This is a genomic window from Vibrio sp. SCSIO 43137 (genome assembly GCF_028201475.1).
In the GTDB taxonomy this organism is placed as follows: Bacteria; Pseudomonadota; Gammaproteobacteria; order Enterobacterales; family Vibrionaceae; genus Vibrio.
Genome location: NZ_CP116383.1, coordinates 1,070,919 through 1,087,644, shown reverse-complemented (window position 1 = coordinate 1,087,644; position 16,726 = coordinate 1,070,919). Strand labels below are relative to the sequence as shown.

The window sequence follows — 16,726 nt, the reverse complement described above, 5'->3', positions numbered from 1 at the left end:
GCTTTTTATTAAGGTCGCTTCTGCGGCCTTTTTTAATACTGAAAATAATATGAATAAAGACTCAACCATACAAAACTTACTAGAACCCATCCGGAACTTTCTGCAATGTGAAACGCCAGAGGAGTGGATTGAACAAGCGCGGAAAGCAGAAAACCTGAAAACCATTCTGCTTGACCATCTGATTTGTGAGTTAAAAGCGGGACAGTCTGCTATGTACTTAATTCGTAAATATGCTGTAGACGATGATAGTGCCGAAACTCTGCTGGAATGGTTTAGACCCTATGAAGACTTTGCATACCGCCGTATAGGCGATATCAACTCACTAAAAAACAAAAACAACTTATCAAAATCTATTGTTGGCAAATCCGGCTCGGAATACAGTCAGGATCTTATCGACAAAATGGTATTGCTGATCAAAGAGGAGTTGCATCACTTTTATCAGGTTCTGGAGATAATGGGTAGCAGAGGCATTAACTACGAAAATATCCGTGCCAGCCGTTATGCCAAGGGAATGTTGTCACATATGAGGACTTATGAGCCTGCAGCCTTAATCGATAAGCTCATTATCGGCGCCTATATTGAAGCAAGATCTTGTGAGCGGTTTGCTAAACTGGCACCACATCTGGATGATGATATCGGGCGATTCTATATCTCGCTACTACGCTCTGAAGCACGACATTACCAAGATTACCTATCACTGGCAGAGCAGATTGCTGAAAAAGATATTAGCGACAGAGTGACCTACTTTGGCGCCATAGAAGCAGAACTGATCTCCACCCCTGATAAGGACTTTAAGTTCCATAGCGGAGTTCCTGCGTAAACAGGCAGTTCTGACAGTTAAGAGAATAAGGCCGCTATCCAACGGCCTTATTCTCTCTCAAGGTCTAGCTTTGTAGTGAGCGGTTTATCGCAGACAGCACCTCTGCCGGGTTGTCTGCCTGAGTAATAGGCCTGCCGATAACCAGATAATCTGAACCCGCCTGAATCGCCTCTACCGGCGTCATAATACGCTTTTGATCGCCTTGAGCACTGCCAGCCGGACGAATCCCCGGAGTAACCAATTTAAATTCACTTCCCAGCGCCGATTTCAGCATTTGGGACTCCTGAGCGGAACAGACGACCCCGTCTAAGCCGCTGTTTTTCGTCAGCTCTGCCAGTCTCATTACCTGCTGTTGCGGCTCGCAGTCAATACCTATACCAGATAAGTCACTGCGTTCCATGCTGGTCAGAACCGTAACACCGATTAACAGTGGCCTGTCCGTCCCATAAGGTTCAAGAATCTCTCTGGATGCGGTCATCATCTTCTCTCCGCCGCCGGCATGTACATTGACCATCCATACGCCCATCTCTGCCGCAGCACGAACCGCTTTGGAGCATGTGTTTGGTATATCGTGAAACTTCAGGTCAAGAAAAACCGAAAAGCCCCTTCTATGCAGCGACTTCACAAACTCAGGACCGAAAAGAGTGAACATCTCTTTGCCTACTTTTAACCGGCATGATGTCGGGTCAACTTTATCAACAAAGGTTAGTGCGTCTTTCTGGTTATCGTAGTCCAGAGCCACTATTACTTTTTGATCCTGCATTTTCTCTCCTTATTTTTCGCTGAAAAAAACCTTCTTATAAAAAGAAGGTTTTATTGAAATTTATCTTGTTCAGTCACTCACCATCCAGTCCACGGATCGGCTTAATGGTTCCCCACCCTTTACAGGAAGGACAATGCCAGTAAAGAGCATGAGTTGAGAAGCCACATTTACGGCACCTGTGATGAGGTTTAATCTTAAGTTGTTCTCCCACCAGAGAACGCAGAGTATTAAGGCTCTCTTTGGCCCGCCCCTCTTCCGCCTCTGCCAAGTGATAGTCCATCAGGCGGTGGAAGCCCTTCATAGTCGGGTTTCTCACTAATTGTCTGGTCAACAGCATCTGTGCAGAAGCAACGCCTTCATGATGCGCCACAAGCTGAGCAAGCATCAGCTCAGCAGACACGCCTGCTTTCTTGTCGATACAGGCTCTTAAAAACTCAACCAACTGGTCTTCCTGACCAAGGTGATGATAGCAATCCGCCAGTGTAGGCAAAACTTCACCAATAAAATCAACATCCTGCTCTAACACCATCTGCATATATTTTATGGTGCTTTTATAATCTTCATTTTCCAGATAGAGCTTACCAAGGGAAATACTGGCACGGACACATTTCGGGTCTTCAGATAAAGCACGTTTAAAGTACAAAATAGCTTTGGATTTTTTCTCGTCTGCCTGTTCAAGCATGGCCAGCTCACACCAGAAATGAGCAATACTGGCCGACATTCGTTTCCTGCCCATTTTAACCAGCGCGGTAGCGTAGTGGATAGCTTTGCTCCACTCACGCGTTTGCTGATAGATGGACACTAACTGGGTCAGGGCCGCTTCACGGTGGGAAGGCTCATCAACCAGCTGTTCAAAGATCTTTTCTGCGCGATCAAGAAACCCGGAGACCATGTAGTCTTTAGCCAACTGCTGCAGAGCGATGTTCTTCTGATCTATGGTCAGCCCCTGACGGGATATCAGGTTCTGGTGAATACGAATGGCTCTGTCAACCTCTCCCCGAGAACGGAACAGGTTGCCTAGTGCTAAGTGTGTATCTATGGTTTCGTTATCGACCTGAAGCAGTTCGATAAAGTGATCGACTGCCTTATCTGACTGTTCAGATAACAGCAGGTTAAGACCTGTTACATATTGTCTTGAGATTTGGTGGGACTGTTCCTGCTTATCGTGGCGCGCACTACGATTGCCCATGTACCAGCCATAGGCAGCGGCAATCGGCAGTAGCAGGAAAAGTAGTTCTAACATCTAACAGGCCTGTTCTTTACTAAGCTTTACTCTCAACGGCCACTTGTTGGGATTCTGCTTTTTTTAACTGGCGATTTAAACGACGAATAGTCAGACGGGATTTAAGTTGAATACTACCAACAATCAACCACGCAAGGGCAAAACCGGAGACAAACACAACACCAAGCAAAGTAGAAAGGTGGAACTCTCCTTTGGCAAGAAGATAATTGAAGCTAACGATTTCCTGATTCTGAGCACCCAATGCCAGTGCGACCAAGAAAAGTGCGATGATAAGAATCGTTTTTATAATTTTCACTGCTCATTACTCCTGAATAATTCGCTAACCTCTGATTATGCAGTAAATCGCGCTGACAAACCATGGCTACAGCTTTATTCCGTTCATAAAAAAGCGGCATATCAACATATGCCGCTTTTGTATAACTCGAAACTAGGCTAATTAGTGAAAATCTACGCGTTCACGCAGCTCTTTACCCGGTTTGAAATGAGGAACATATTTTCCATCAAGTTCAACCTTTTCACCTGTTTTAGGATTACGTCCAACCCTAGGCTCGCGATAATGTAATGAGAAGCTACCAAAACCACGAATTTCAATTCGGTCTCCACCCTCTAAGGTAGATGCCATATGCTCTAAAATATCTTTTACAGCATCTTCGATCTCTTTTGCTGAAAGGTGAGTTTGCTCGGCACAGAGTCTTTCTATTAATTCAGACTTAGTCATATATACCCTCATCACTTACTATCGGAAAAGTCCCTATCGAATTAAAGGGAGCCAAAAGGCTCCCTTATGCGATTATTCGCCTTTAGCAGCCTTGAATGCGTCAGCCATAGCATTTGTGAACGCGCCTTCATCTTGCTTGTTCAGTGATGCCATTGCTTCTTGCTCTTCAGCTTCATCCTTCGCTTTAACAGAAAGGTTGATTACGCGGTTCTTACGGTCAACACCGGTGAACTTCGCTTCAACGCTATCGCCAACGCTCAGGATTAGAGATGCATCTTCAACACGGTCACGTGATACTTCAGAAGCACGGATGTAACCTTCAACGCCCTCTACAATTTCAATTGTAGCACCTTTTGCGTCTACTGCAGTTACAGTACCGTTAACTAGAGCACCTTTTTTGTTATCCGCTACGAATGCATTGAACGGGTCGTTTTCCATTTGCTTAACGCCAAGAGAAATACGCTCACGCTCTGCATCAACAGCAAGAACAACAGCTGAGATTTCATCGCCTTTCTTGTATTCACGTACTGCTTCTTCACCTGGAACGTTCCAAGAGATATCAGACAGGTGTACAAGACCGTCGATGCCACCTTCAAGACCGATAAAGATACCAAAGTCAGTGATAGACTTGATCTTACCAGTAACTTTGTCGCCTTTAGCTTGTGCTTCAGCGAATGACTGCCATGGGTTAGCTTTACACTGCTTAAGACCCAGAGAAATACGACGACGCTCTTCGTCGATTTCAAGAACCATAACTTCAGCTTCGTCGCCAACGTTAACCACTTTAGATGGGTGGATGTTCTTGTTAGTCCAGTCCATTTCTGAAACGTGTACAAGACCTTCAACGCCTTCTTCGATTTCAACGAAGCAGCCGTAGTCAGTCAGGTTAGTTACACGACCAGTCAGCTTGTGACCTTCTGGGTAACGCTTAGCGATTGCTACCCATGGATCTTCACCTAGCTGCTTAAGACCTAGTGATACGCGAGTGCGCTCACGATCGAACTTAAGAACTTTAACTAGAATCTCGTCACCTACGTTTACGATCTCAGATGGGTGCTTAACACGCTTCCAAGCCATATCTGTGATGTGAAGAAGACCGTCAACACCACCAAGGTCAACGAATGCACCGTAGTCAGTAAGGTTCTTAACGATACCTTTAACTTCGCTGCCTTCTTGCAGAGTTTCAAGAAGCTCATCACGCTCAACACTGTTTTCAGATTCGATAACAGCACGGCGAGAAACAACAACGTTGTTGCGCTTCTGGTCTAGCTTGATTACTTTGAACTCTAGCTCTTTGTTCTCTAGGTGAGTTGTGTCGCGGATTGGGCGAACGTCAACAAGTGAACCAGGTAGGAACGCACGGATACCGTTTAGTTCTACAGTGAAACCACCTTTAACTTTACCGTTGATGATACCAACAACAGTTTCAGCTTCTTCGTATGCTTTCTCAAGAACGATCCAAGCTTCGTGACGCTTAGCTTTCTCACGAGAAAGTTGAGTTTCACCAAAGCCGTCTTCTACTGCGTCTAGAGCTACGTCGATTGCAGAACCGATTTCAACTTCAAGTTCGCCGGCAGCGTTCTTGAATTGTTCAGCAGGGATAGCAGACTCAGACTTAAGGCCAGCGTCAACAAGAACAAAACCGTTCTCGATTGCAACAACAGTACCTTTAACAATAGTACCAGGGCGGAATTCTAGTTCGTTTAGAGACTCTTCAAAGAGTTGAGCGAAAGATTCAGTCATTAATTTGATCTTCAATATTAAACTTCCACGGGCATCCTACCGCGTGGGGTTGATAAAATAGCCAACTATCATCCTTGCAGCCGACCTCCCATTGCCTCTTATTGAGACAATTTAGATTCGATATATTTCATTGCTTCTTCTACCACTTCTTCAATAGAAAGTGATGTAGAATCAAGCACTAAAGCGCCTTCAGCAGGGCGTAACGGAGCAACCGCACGGTTGCGGTCTCGGTCATCGCGCTCCTGTATCTCGCGCAAAAGGTGGTCAAATTTAACACTTAACCCCTTGTCTTGCAACTGCTTAAGGCGTCGATTTGCCCTTTCTTCTGCACTTGCATCGAGGAAGATTTTTACCTCTGCATTAGGGAACACTACTGTACCCATATCACGTCCGTCTGCCACTAAACCGGCTTCTGTACTAAACGAACGCTGACGACGCAAAAGCGCCTCTCTTACTCTCGGAAATGCCGCTACTTTTGAAGCTGCATTGCCTGTTTCTTCTTTACGCAGTTCCGGAGAGACGTCCTCACCTTCCAGAATCACTTTTACCAGGTCACCTTCAGCAATAAACTGTACGTCCAGATGCGTTGCTAAAGGAACTAAATCATCTTCTGATTCGGTATCAACCCCGTGATGAATAGCAGCAAGTGCCAACACACGATAAATTGCACCGGAATCCAATAAATGAAAGCCTAACTGTTTTGCCAACAACATACATAGAGTGCCTTTACCAGCACCACTCGGTCCATCCACGGTTACAACGGGTGTATTCGAAGACATTTAATACTCCAACTTTGTTTTTATGCCGCTCCCGGTTAGCCCTGCACGATTCAGTTTCTGTTGCCTGAGTGTAGTCTAATTCTGACAGTTATCTAGCACTGTATTTGAGAGAACGGCGTATTTTTCGGCGGGCGTATTATAGAGGGAAATGCGTTCAGGTGCGAGTAAAAACAGGACAGGAAAAGAGGATAAAAAAATACCCGGCTGGCTTAATGCTCAACCGGGTATTTTTATAACTATAACGGTTTTACACCATTGGTCTCTGCCCGCGAGACATCCATTTCATCAGCAGATGATCGGCAGCATCACCACCAATTCTGGCCAGCTTATCACTGATCTTTTTCTTCTGAAGATAACGAACTGACAACACGGTTTTCTCTTTACAGGCCGCCACAACAATATCATCAGAAGTGGTAATTTCATCCACCAGACCAAGCTCTTTTGCTTTGCTACCAAACCAATGTTCACCCGTTGCGACTTTTTCCAGCTCCAGCTCTGGCCTGCGCTCACGGATAAAGTCTTTAAACAGCACGTGAGTCTCTTCCAGTTCCTGCTTAAATTTCTCACGCGCCTTGTCAGTATTTTCACCAAACATGGTCAAAGTACGCTTGTACTCACCTGCAGTTAACTGCTCATACTCAATATCGTGCTTTTTAAGCAGCTTATTAAAGTTCGGGATCTGAGCAATAACGCCGATAGAACCAACCACAGCAAAAGGGGCTGAAACAATCTTATCGGCAATACAAGCCATCATATAACCGCCACTGGCAGCAACTTTATCAACGGCAATAGTAAGGGGAATATTAGCCGCTTTAATACGATCCAGCTGTGAAGAAGCCAAGCCATAAGCGTGAACCATACCGCCGCCAGACTCCAGACGCAGCAGAACTTCATCACCTTCTCTGGCAACAGACAGGATAGCGGTGATCTCTTCACGAAGTGAGGCAACTTCTTTGGCATCGATGCTGCCGTTAAAATCCAGAACAAACAGATGTGGCTCGCGGGTCAGTTCTAAAGTGCCCTCTTTCGCCGCTTTCTTTACTTCTTTATTACGCTGCTTGGTTTTCTCTTTTTCGGATTTCTTTTCTGCTTTATCGCGCTCTTTAATAAATGTACCGTCATGCAGGTGATGCTCCATGACTTCAATGTTCTCTTTATGCTTTTCTGTCAGGTTCGTTATTTCCAATTCACCCTTTGAGCCACCCTGACGACCACCGACGGCCTTAGCTACCACCAGCACGGCAATAATTGCCACAACAAAGGTCGCAATCTTGGCCAAAAACAGGCCGTAATCCAACAAAAATTCCAATCTATTATCCCCAATGGTTTGAATTCGTGTATTGTAACTAACTTGTCACGATTACCAATAAAAAGTTAATAAAAATAGGAAACAAATCAAAGTGGATTATTCAGTCTCTTCAGATTCTTTAAAGGAAAAAGTCATCTTAGTTACCGGTGCCGGAGATGGTATAGGAAAGCAGGCTGCTTTGAGCTTTGCCCAACACGGCGCAACGGTGATTTTATTGGGACGCACAGTTAAAAAACTTGAGCAAACCTATGATGAGATCGAAGCTGCCGGCTACCCTCAGGCCGCAATTATCCCTCTGGATATGAAAGGTGCCAGCAAACAAAACTATATCGATATGGCAGATACCATTGAGCAGCAGTTTGGTAAGCTGGACGGTGTTCTGCATAATGCCAGCCTGCTTGGTGTTATCAGCCCGTTTGATCAAATTGGTGAAGACACCTTTGATGATGTGATGCAGGTAAATGTAAAAGCGCAGTTTCTGATGACTCAGGCGCTGCTTCCTGTACTGCACAAATCCGATGACGCCCGCATTGTATTCACCTCTTCCACTGTAGGCCATAGCGGCAGAGCTTTCTGGGGAGCTTACTCAATCTCTAAATTTGCTACCGAAGGTATGATGCAGATCCTTGCCGATGAGCTGACCGACAGCAAGATTAAAGTCAACGCGATTAACCCGGGCGCGACCCGCACTGGTATGCGAGCTAAAGCTTATCCGGCAGAGGATACTGATTTACTGAAAACACCACTGGATATTATGCCGCTCTACCTGTATCTGATGTCTCCGGAAGGCTCAGAGGTAAATGGCCAATGTATTGATGCCCAGCCAAAATAATTTACTTAACCTGATGTAAACAGAAAGGGAGCGACATTCGCTCCCTTTTATCTTCTGTATCTCGTCCAGTTATAGCTTTAACGCGGCTTCCATACCCTGACGAATCGCTCTCACTGCATCCAGTTCACCAGCTTTATCCGCTCCGCCGATAACGTGCAGCTTATCGCCTAACTCCTTCCAGTGACTCTCAAAAGGGCGCACCGATTCCTGACCGGCACAAATAACAATCTTATCCGCATCCAGAAGTTGCTCTGCGCCATTAATATTAATATGCAGCCCCTCTTCATCAATAGCGTTGTAACTAACTCCGCCCATCAGGTGCACGCCTCTTTTTTCCAGAGTACGTTTATGGATCCAGCCGGTTGTTTTTCCGGGTCCTTTCCCCACCCTGCTTTTTCTCCGTTGTAACACCCAAACGGTTTTCTCGCTGGTTGAATCCAGATGAGGGTATAAACCACCCGGATGAGTCAGTTCCGTATCAATGCCCCACTCATGCAGCCAGTCAAACAAACTCTGATGCTGAGGTTCCGTCAGCATAGTTGCAATGTCTATCCCTATACCACCAGCACCGACAATAGCTATCTTCTCGCCGACTGGTGTTTTCTCTTTGATAAGGGTTTGATAATCGATCACCTTTTCCGGATTAGAGACACCTTCAATATCCGGAATACGTGGCTCTACACCCGATGCCATAATAATCTCATCGTATCCTTTCAGATCATCATATTTAGCTTCACAGTTTAATTTCAGGTTTACCCCTGAGGTCTCAATCCGGTTAGCGAAATAACGGATGGTTTCACGAAACTCTTCTTTACCCGGGATCTGCATTGCCAGCCGGAACTGACCACCGATTCGGTCACTTTTTTCATACAAATCTACATAGTGGCCGCACTCTGCTGCCGTGGTTGCAGCGGATAACCCGGCAGGGCCGGCACCAATAACCGCCACTTTTTTCTTAGTTTGCGCTGGAACAATATTGATTTCTGTTTCGTAACACGCTCTCGGGTTGACCAGACAACTTGCCCGTTTGCCCTGAAAAATATTATCCAGGCAGGCCTGATTACAACCGATGCAGGTATTAATAAACTGCGGAGTCTCTTGTTCTGCTTTGTTAACAAACTCGGGATCAGCCAGAAACGGACGCGCCATAGAGACCATATCTGCATGGCCTGAAGCCAGAACTCTTTCTGCTTCTTCCGGTGTATTTATCCGGTTACAGGTGATTACCGGCACTTTAAGGTGTGGCTTCAGCTTTTCTGTCACCCAGGTAAAGGCCGCGCGGGGCACCTGAGTAGCTATAGTGGGGATCCTTGCCTCATGCCAGCCTATTCCGGAATTGATTAAGGTAACACCGGCATCTTCTAACGCTTTCGCCAGCTCGACAACATCATCAAATGTACTGCCATCTTCGACCAAATCCAGCATAGAGAGACGGAAAATGATCATAAAGTCATCGCCTACCGCTTTACGTATCGCCTTAACTATCTCCACAGGAAAACGCATACGCTTTTTGTAATTGCCGCCCCACTGGTCATAACGCATATTGGTCCGCCGGCAGATAAACTGGTTAATCAGATACCCTTCAGAGCCCATAATTTCTACGCCATCGTATCCGGCCAGTTGAGCGAGCGAAGCACTGTTAGCAAAAGCGTCTATGGTTTTTAGGATCTGGCGTTCCGACATCTCACTGGGAGCAAAGCGTGAAATCGGCGCTTTCATACCAGAGGCACTTTGAGAGAAAGGGTGCATGGCATAACGACCGGCATGCAGTATCTGCAAGGCAATCTTACTACCATGTTTATGCACGGCTTCTGTTACCACCTTATGAGCTTTAGCGTGTTTTGGTTTACTAAACTCCGCACTTAACGGGTGCAGGCGCCCTCTCAGGTTTGGTGAAAAACCACCAGTTACAATCAGCCCCACCCCGCCTTTTGCACGCTCTTCATAAAAGGCAGCCAGACGTTGCAGGCCTTCTTTATGTTCTTCAAGACCTGTATGCATAGAGCCCATCAAAACCCGGTTCTTTAACTGAGTAAAACCGAGATCAAGGGGTTGAAGTAGGTTTGGGTACATGGCAGAGCTCACTTTACTTTTATATTTATGGTCAGACCAGATTATTCACATCTAGATCAAAAATCAAACAAGCGTTTACATTTATGCAACATCGATCAATCTTGGGTGTCATTTACTGAAATATAAAGTAGGATGAGTTAAGAAAGGACACAGCGTCCCGAATGCTGGACCACGGAGAACACATGAAACGCATTTTCAAATTTATCGGCATGATCTTTAAAGGCTTTTGGAAGGTACTTAACTTTATCCGCCTTGCTATTTTTAATCTGTTTTTCTTTCTGATCCTTGCTGTTATTTTTCTTGGATACAATGAAACTCAGGAAGCCCCGGTTCCTCAGGTAAAAGAAGCTTCTGCATTAGTAATGAACCTATCGGGCCCTATTGTAGAGCAAAGAAGCTATCTCAACCCGATGGACTCTTTTACCGGCTCCCTGTTTGGCAAAGAACTGCCTAAAGAAAATGTTCTTTTCGATATTGTTAATACCATCCGCTACGCAGCGGAAGACAACAATATCTCCGGACTGGTTCTCAGCCTGAAAGAGATGCCGGAAACCAGCCTGACCAAACTTCGCTACGTCGCTAAAGCAATTAATGAGTTTAAAAGCACAGGTAAACCTGTCTATGCCGTCGGTGATTTCTACAATCAGAGTCAGTACTATCTGGCAAGCTACGCAGACAAGATTTATATGGCACCGGAAGGGGCGGTAATGTTGCGTGGCTACGGAAGCTACCCTCTCTACTATAAAACCCTGCTAGAAAATCTGGATGTAAATACTCATGTATTCAGAGTAGGTACTTACAAATCAGCAATCGAACCCTTTATCAGGGATAATATGTCTGACGAGGCAAAACAGTCCGCTTCAGCCTGGCTGACTCAACTGTGGGGCGCTTATATTGAAGACGTTGCTACTAACCGTCAGATAGATAAAAAAGCCATCAACCCATCAATGGATGAGTTTCTGGCTAAGTTGAAATCTGTTAACGGAGATCTTGCCCAACTTTCAAAACAGACAGGTCTTGTTGATGAACTGGCCAGCCGCCAGCAGATACGCAAACAACTTGCACAAGCGTTCGGTAAGGAAGGAAAAGACAGCTATAAAGCCATCAGTTACTACGATTACCGACAAACCCACAGCGACTCATTTGACTCCTCAGCCGATGATATTGCTGTTGTGGTGGCAAGTGGTGCAATCGTAGACGGTAAACAGTCAAGGGGCACTGTTGGTGGTGACTCCACTGCATCACTGCTGCGTGAAGCGCGAAACGACGACAAAGTAAAAGCCGTTGTTCTCAGGGTGGACAGCCCGGGAGGCAGCGTGTTTGCTTCAGAAGTGATTCGCAATGAAGTGGAAGCTATCAAAGCATCAGGTAAACCTGTCGTTGTTTCTATGTCGAGCGTAGCAGCATCCGGCGGCTACTGGATTTCAGTTAATGCCGACCAAATTATCGCCCAGCCGACTACGCTTACTGGTTCCATCGGCATTTTCAGTGTGATTACCACTTTTGAAAAAGGGCTGAACAACATCGGCGTATACAGTGATGGTGTTGGCACTACACCATTTTCCGGTATCGGCATAACAAGAGGAATTTCCGATAAAGCAGGGCAAGCCATTCAGCTTGGTATCGAAAATGGTTACCATAGATTTATCTCTCTAGTCAGTAATAATCGTGACCTGCCAATGGAACAAGTTGATAACGTTGCTCAGGGGCGTGTATGGACAGGCTATGACGCTATGAAGGCCGGCCTTGTTGATAATATGGGTGATTTTGACAATGCTATTGAGAAAGCAGCAGAACTGGCAGGCATGGAAAACTACAATATTTACTGGGTAGAAGAGCAATTAACCCCGACAGAACAGTTTTTCCAGGAACTCTCTGAGAAAATCATGATCGCAACAGGTTTTGATATTCACAGCCTGCTCCCTGAAGCGCTTCAGCCACTATCAAAACAACTTGAAGCGGATGGTCAGTTACTCAGTACTTTTAATGATCCTAAAGGTTACTATTCCGCATGCCTGACTTGTCAGGTTAAGTAAAAAATATTCCTCACAATTTGAACTTCACAGCTGAAAAATAGGAACCAGACACCTATTTTTCAGCTGCTCATTTACGTTATAATCACGCCTTCTTTCCATCTGAAGATCTCCATCATCATGATTAAAAAACACATCTACATCGCCTACACAGGCGGCACTATTGGCATGCAAAAGTCAGCAAACGGTTACGTTCCTGTAGCCAACTACATGGAAAAAGAATTAGCATGGATGCCAGAGTTTCACAGACCCGAAATGCCCGAATACACCATCCACGAATACAGTCCCTTGATTGATTCGTCAGATATGTCCCCTTCCGACTGGCAGCAGATAGCCGATGATATTAAAGCCAACTACGATAAATATGACGGCTTCGTTATTCTGCACGGGACAGACACCATGGCCTACACAGCTTCAGCACTCTCTTTTATGCTGGAGAACCTTGGTAAGCCAGTCATTATTACCGGCTCGCAGATCCCGCTGGCGGAAATGCGTTCAGACGGTCAGGCTAACCTGCTGAATGCTCTACACATTGCAGCTAATTATCCTATTAATGAAGTGACGCTGTTTTTTAATAATCAGCTGTTACGCGGGAACCGCAGCACTAAGTCACATGCCGACGGGTTTAACGCCTTTACTTCACCGAATGAGCCACCGCTACTGGAAGCCAGAATCAACATTCAGGTGAACAACCACGCTAAGTTGAGCGAAAAGTCCGAAGGTGACTTTTATGTGCATGATATTACCCCGCAGCCTATCGGCGTAATTACTATGTATCCGGGTATCTCCCACGAGGTTATCCGCAACACTTTAAGACAGCCGGTAAATGCCATGATACTGCTCACCTTTGGTGTGGGTAATGCCCCGCAAAACCCGGAACTACTAGGTCATCTGAAAGAAGCATCTGAACGAGGTGTTATCGTGGTGAACCTGACACAATGTCTGGCCGGTAAGGTCAATATGGGTGGTTACGCTACCGGTTGTGCCCTTGCCGATGCAGGCGTTATTAGTGGTTACGATATGACGCCGGAAGCCGCACTAGCTAAGCTACACTATTTACTGAGTAAAGATCTTAGTTATGAAGAAGTAAAAACCGAAATGCAGAAGGTGCTGCGTGGTGAGATGAGTTTATAGCCTTATTTCTATCAAAGTATGTCAATACGGCTCTGTTTGATACAGAGCCGTTTTTATATCCGGAGTTTCAAAATACGAATCTTCCAGAGGCTATTCATTTACCTTCACACGTACAATATCGTCACTGCCCTGCTTAAATACCTTTTTCAGTTCAGACTTTGACTTAAAGCTGATTTCACCACCGGCAGCGACCGTCATATGTTCCGCTTCTGTATTATGCTTAGACTGATACAACATAACAGCCTGCATGCAGCTGTCTCTCTGCTCCTGAGACAAGGCCGTTCCGTCGGGCCATTTGCCTGTTTCAACGGCGTATAGTAGTCTCTCGTATGCTTCTGGAGTAATTGCTCTTACAAGTTGTTCTGTATTCACTGTGACAAGTCCTATTCTCTAACACTGCTTTTACATAAAGCTATAGAGCATTTAACGTTAGTCAACATTATGTCACTTAAATAGCGCATTTGGTCACACGTATAAGTTAAAAACAATGAATAAGATTACCCTTACAATTTGCCTGCCTCTTGTCTTGTCCGGTTGTCTGGAAGGCAATATGAACACCAAAGAGCTGTGTGCCAGTTCATCAGCTCTTCGATGTGAACATCTGAATATGCGTGACGGTCAGTGCCGGGTTCCGAGAACCGATCTGATATGGCATAGGAAAGAGGTACTGGAATCTCCGACTGATGAGAATAAAATCAAAGAGTTTAACTATGTCCGTGCCTATCAGAAGTGTTTAGATCTGGCCGCCCAGATCGAACCCACTAAGATAGGAGATAAAAAAGAGCGTCGTTTTACTGCCCTGATGCACACCTACGATGAGCAGAAACGAATCCTTGCCGATCTGAAAAAATCTACCTCACCTGAGGCACTTTATTTCCTCTGGACTCAGGGCGATCAATCCGCCTTACGTCAGTTCCTTAAGCTTGAAGACTCGAAAAAAGTTCAAACGCCTGAGCTTCAGTATGCTTTAGCCACTTACTACGCTACCAGAGACAGAGAAAAGAGCATCCGCCTGCTAAATAACGCACTAAGGCTTAGTGACGGAGAAGATCTTAATATCAATATTATTGAGTCCCTCGCCAGCACTAACCATTTTCTGAAGAGAAAAGAGCACGCTTATATCTGGGTTTTAGTTGGCAAGGAGTTCGATCTCCCTGTTGCATCGGAAAGAAACCTGATGGTTCTGTATAACTTCTCTGATGAGAAGAAAGAGAAGTTGCAAAAAACGGCAGAAAGAATCGTCGACGCCATCAAGGATGGTAAATATCGCAGTGCCCTTCTTCCCAGATACTAGGGTCTGATTTTATTAATGATTTTTTGAATAAACTAAAAATTAAGGCTCAGCCAGCATTACGTTGGTTGAGCCTTTTCTCTTTATAGTGCCCTACTTATAATTGCTCTTTTGCGTAATTTCCCGCCTGTTCTGAAAAAAAAATACAAAAGAACAAACGATGTTAGCGTTGCTGATCTTCTTTGTTGAAAATTAACGACACAGAATTGACACAAAAGCGCTCTCCTGTTGTCGGTGGTCCATCAGGAAAAACGTGACCAAGATGGCTATCGCACCTTGCACAACGGATCTCAATTCTCGTCATTCCGTGACTGTGATCTTTCAGATAACGTATCGCATTGTCATCAATTGAGGCATCAAAACTTGGCCAGCCACAACCGGAATCATATTTGTTTTCCGAATGGAACAGAGGCGCACTACAGCAGGTACACAGATATTGTCCTGTCTGTTTATTGTGCAGTAACTTGCCTGAATATGGCGCCTCTGTCCCCTGCTGCCGGCAAACCAAAAACTCCTCTTCTGTCAATTGGTTACGCCACTCAGTATCGGTTTTTTCTATTTGATTTTTCATTCCTTTTTCTCCCTTTTTTATTCTTATATTTAATATTATGACCGGATTTAATCAGAAAAACTTGCTAAATTCTGTTTTTGTAGCACATACTTTTACACTTAAACTATTTACATCAATAACCGTGTTATTGGTGATTTTTTTGGTCAGTAGAAGACAGTTTCTTTCAGTAAGAGCACAATTTTTAATCGCTTGTCAGCCATTCTTGAAAAAAGCGCACTATTTTTTTGACTTTAAACAAGTAAAGACCGATTATCTGTTGCAGACAATTACTGGATTCTGTAATTTTACTACCAGTTTATCTTTCATCAGAAATTAAAGTTGTGGAGCAACAATAATGACTATCAAAGTAGGTATTAACGGTTTTGGCCGTATCGGTCGTTTCGTATTCCGTGCAGCAGTAGAGCGCAATGACATCGAAGTTGTAGGTATTAACGACCTAATCGACGTAGAATACATGGCATACATGCTTAAGTACGATTCAACTCACGGTCGTTTCAACGGTACTGTTGAAGTTGAAGGCGGTAACCTGATTGTTAACGGCAAAACTGTACGTGTAACTGCTGAGCGTAACCCAACTGACCTTAAGTGGGACGAAATCGGTGTTGACGTTGTTGCTGAAGCAACTGGTATCTTCCTGACTGACGAAACTGCACGTCAGCACATCACTGCTGGTGCGAAGAAAGTTGTTCTTACAGGTCCTTCTAAAGACGCTACTCCAATGATCGTTATGGGTGTTAACCAAGACACTTACGCTGGTCAGGATATCGTTTCTAACGCTTCTTGTACTACTAACTGCCTGGCTCCAATCGCTAAAGTTCTTAACGACAAGTTCGGCATCGAGTCTGGTCTTATGACTACTGTTCACGCAACTACAGCTACTCAGAAGACTGTTGATGGTCCTTCTGCTAAAGACTGGCGTGGTGGCCGTGGTGCTTCTCAGAACATCATCCCATCTTCAACTGGTGCTGCTAAAGCAGTAGGCGTTGTTCTTCCAGAACTAAACGGCAAACTAACTGGTATGGCTTTCCGCGTACCAACTGCTAACGTTTCTGTTGTTGACCTGACTGTTAACCTGAAAGAAGGCGCATCTTACGAAGCTATCTGTGCAGCAATGAAAGAAGCTTCTGAAGGCGAGCTGAAAGGTGTTCTAGGTTACACTGAAGATGCAGTAGTTTCTCAAGACTTCATCGGTGAAGTTCAAACTTCTGTATTCGATGCTAAAGCTGGTATCGCTCTAACTGATAACTTCGTTAAAGTTGTATCTTGGTACGACAACGAAATCGGTTACTCAAACAAAGTTCTTGACCTGATTGCTCACATCTCTAAGTAAGCATTAGCGAAAGACTTTCTTTGAAAGTGAAAAAAAGGCGGCCATTGTGTCGCCTTTTTTGTTTTTAAACTCTGGCTTTGAAATAAA

The 16,726-nt window shown here is 44.9% G+C and carries 16 protein-coding genes; 6 read left to right on the top strand and 10 right to left on the bottom strand.

What is annotated here, in order from left to right; all coding sequences use genetic code 11:
- The first annotated feature begins 49 nt into the window (after window positions 1-49).
- Window positions 50-820, top strand: a complete 771-nt coding sequence (miaE, locus tag PK654_RS05195) for a tRNA isopentenyl-2-thiomethyl-A-37 hydroxylase MiaE (RefSeq protein ID WP_271698134.1) — start codon at window positions 50-52, stop codon at window positions 818-820.
- Between the two features lie 64 nt (window positions 821-884).
- On the opposite strand, the gene pyrF is transcribed toward miaE, so the two are convergent.
- The 7 genes from pyrF to sohB all read right to left on the bottom strand — a co-directional run bounded on the left by pyrF (window position 885) and on the right by sohB (window position 7,375).
- The gene (gene pyrF / locus PK654_RS05190; RefSeq protein WP_271698133.1) at window positions 885-1,583 is read right to left on the bottom strand and encodes an orotidine-5'-phosphate decarboxylase; all 699 of its coding nucleotides are present in this window, start codon (window positions 1,581-1,583) and stop codon (window positions 885-887) included.
- A gap of 73 nt (window positions 1,584-1,656) precedes the next feature.
- On the bottom strand, window positions 1,657-2,826 hold the full coding sequence (lapB, locus tag PK654_RS05185; RefSeq protein ID WP_271698132.1) for a lipopolysaccharide assembly protein LapB: 1,170 nt from the start codon (window positions 2,824-2,826) through the stop codon (window positions 1,657-1,659).
- Between the two features lie 19 nt (window positions 2,827-2,845).
- Entirely contained in the window at window positions 2,846-3,121 is a 276-nt protein-coding gene (locus PK654_RS05180) for a LapA family protein (protein ID WP_271698131.1), read from the bottom strand.
- Window positions 3,122-3,262: 141 nt separating this feature from the next.
- Entirely contained in the window at window positions 3,263-3,544 is a 282-nt protein-coding gene (gene ihfB, locus PK654_RS05175) for an integration host factor subunit beta (RefSeq protein ID WP_271698130.1), read from the bottom strand.
- Between the two features lie 72 nt (window positions 3,545-3,616).
- On the bottom strand, window positions 3,617-5,287 hold the full coding sequence (gene rpsA / locus PK654_RS05170; protein WP_271698129.1) for a 30S ribosomal protein S1: 1,671 nt from the start codon (window positions 5,285-5,287) through the stop codon (window positions 3,617-3,619).
- 98 nt (window positions 5,288-5,385) lie between these two features.
- Window positions 5,386-6,066, bottom strand: a complete 681-nt coding sequence (gene cmk, locus PK654_RS05165; protein WP_271698128.1) for a (d)CMP kinase — start codon at window positions 6,064-6,066, stop codon at window positions 5,386-5,388.
- Window positions 6,067-6,313: 247 nt separating this feature from the next.
- On the bottom strand, window positions 6,314-7,375 hold the full coding sequence (gene sohB / locus PK654_RS05160) for a protease SohB (RefSeq protein WP_271698127.1): 1,062 nt from the start codon (window positions 7,373-7,375) through the stop codon (window positions 6,314-6,316).
- 91 nt (window positions 7,376-7,466) lie between these two features.
- On the opposite strand from sohB, the gene PK654_RS05155 reads away from it, so the two are divergent.
- Window positions 7,467-8,207, top strand: coding sequence for a YciK family oxidoreductase (locus tag PK654_RS05155; RefSeq protein WP_271698126.1), 741 nt, complete (start codon window positions 7,467-7,469; stop codon window positions 8,205-8,207).
- Between the two features lie 69 nt (window positions 8,208-8,276).
- Here PK654_RS05155 and PK654_RS05150 read toward each other — a convergent pair whose 3' ends face one another.
- Window positions 8,277-10,280, bottom strand: coding sequence for an NADPH-dependent 2,4-dienoyl-CoA reductase (locus PK654_RS05150; protein ID WP_271698125.1), 2,004 nt, complete (start codon window positions 10,278-10,280; stop codon window positions 8,277-8,279).
- Window positions 10,281-10,462: 182 nt separating this feature from the next.
- Here PK654_RS05150 and sppA point away from each other — a divergent pair, with 182 nt between their 5' ends.
- Together sppA and ansA are read left to right on the top strand one after the other, a co-directional pair.
- A complete protein-coding gene (gene sppA / locus PK654_RS05145; protein WP_271698124.1) occupies window positions 10,463-12,316 on the top strand; it encodes a signal peptide peptidase SppA in 1,854 nt (617 codons plus the stop codon).
- Window positions 12,317-12,433: 117 nt separating this feature from the next.
- Window positions 12,434-13,447 (top strand): asparaginase, encoded by a 1,014-nt coding sequence (gene ansA / locus PK654_RS05140; RefSeq protein ID WP_271698123.1) that lies wholly within the window; start codon window positions 12,434-12,436, stop codon window positions 13,445-13,447.
- A gap of 90 nt (window positions 13,448-13,537) precedes the next feature.
- On the opposite strand, the gene PK654_RS05135 is transcribed toward ansA, so the two are convergent.
- Window positions 13,538-13,819, bottom strand: a complete 282-nt coding sequence (locus PK654_RS05135; protein WP_271698122.1) for a YeaC family protein — start codon at window positions 13,817-13,819, stop codon at window positions 13,538-13,540.
- A 115-nt stretch (window positions 13,820-13,934) separates the two neighbouring features.
- On the opposite strand from PK654_RS05135, the gene PK654_RS05130 reads away from it, so the two are divergent.
- Window positions 13,935-14,741, top strand: a complete 807-nt coding sequence (locus tag PK654_RS05130; RefSeq protein ID WP_271698121.1) for a DUF2989 domain-containing protein — start codon at window positions 13,935-13,937, stop codon at window positions 14,739-14,741.
- 160 nt (window positions 14,742-14,901) lie between these two features.
- Here the strand turns inward: PK654_RS05130 and msrB are convergent, their stop codons facing one another.
- Window positions 14,902-15,309, bottom strand: coding sequence for a peptide-methionine (R)-S-oxide reductase MsrB (gene msrB / locus PK654_RS05125; RefSeq protein WP_271698120.1), 408 nt, complete (start codon window positions 15,307-15,309; stop codon window positions 14,902-14,904).
- A 334-nt stretch (window positions 15,310-15,643) separates the two neighbouring features.
- On the opposite strand from msrB, the gene gap reads away from it, so the two are divergent.
- Window positions 15,644-16,639, top strand: a complete 996-nt coding sequence (gene gap, locus PK654_RS05120) for a type I glyceraldehyde-3-phosphate dehydrogenase (RefSeq protein WP_271698119.1) — start codon at window positions 15,644-15,646, stop codon at window positions 16,637-16,639.
- The last annotated feature ends 87 nt before the right edge of the window (window positions 16,640-16,726 follow it).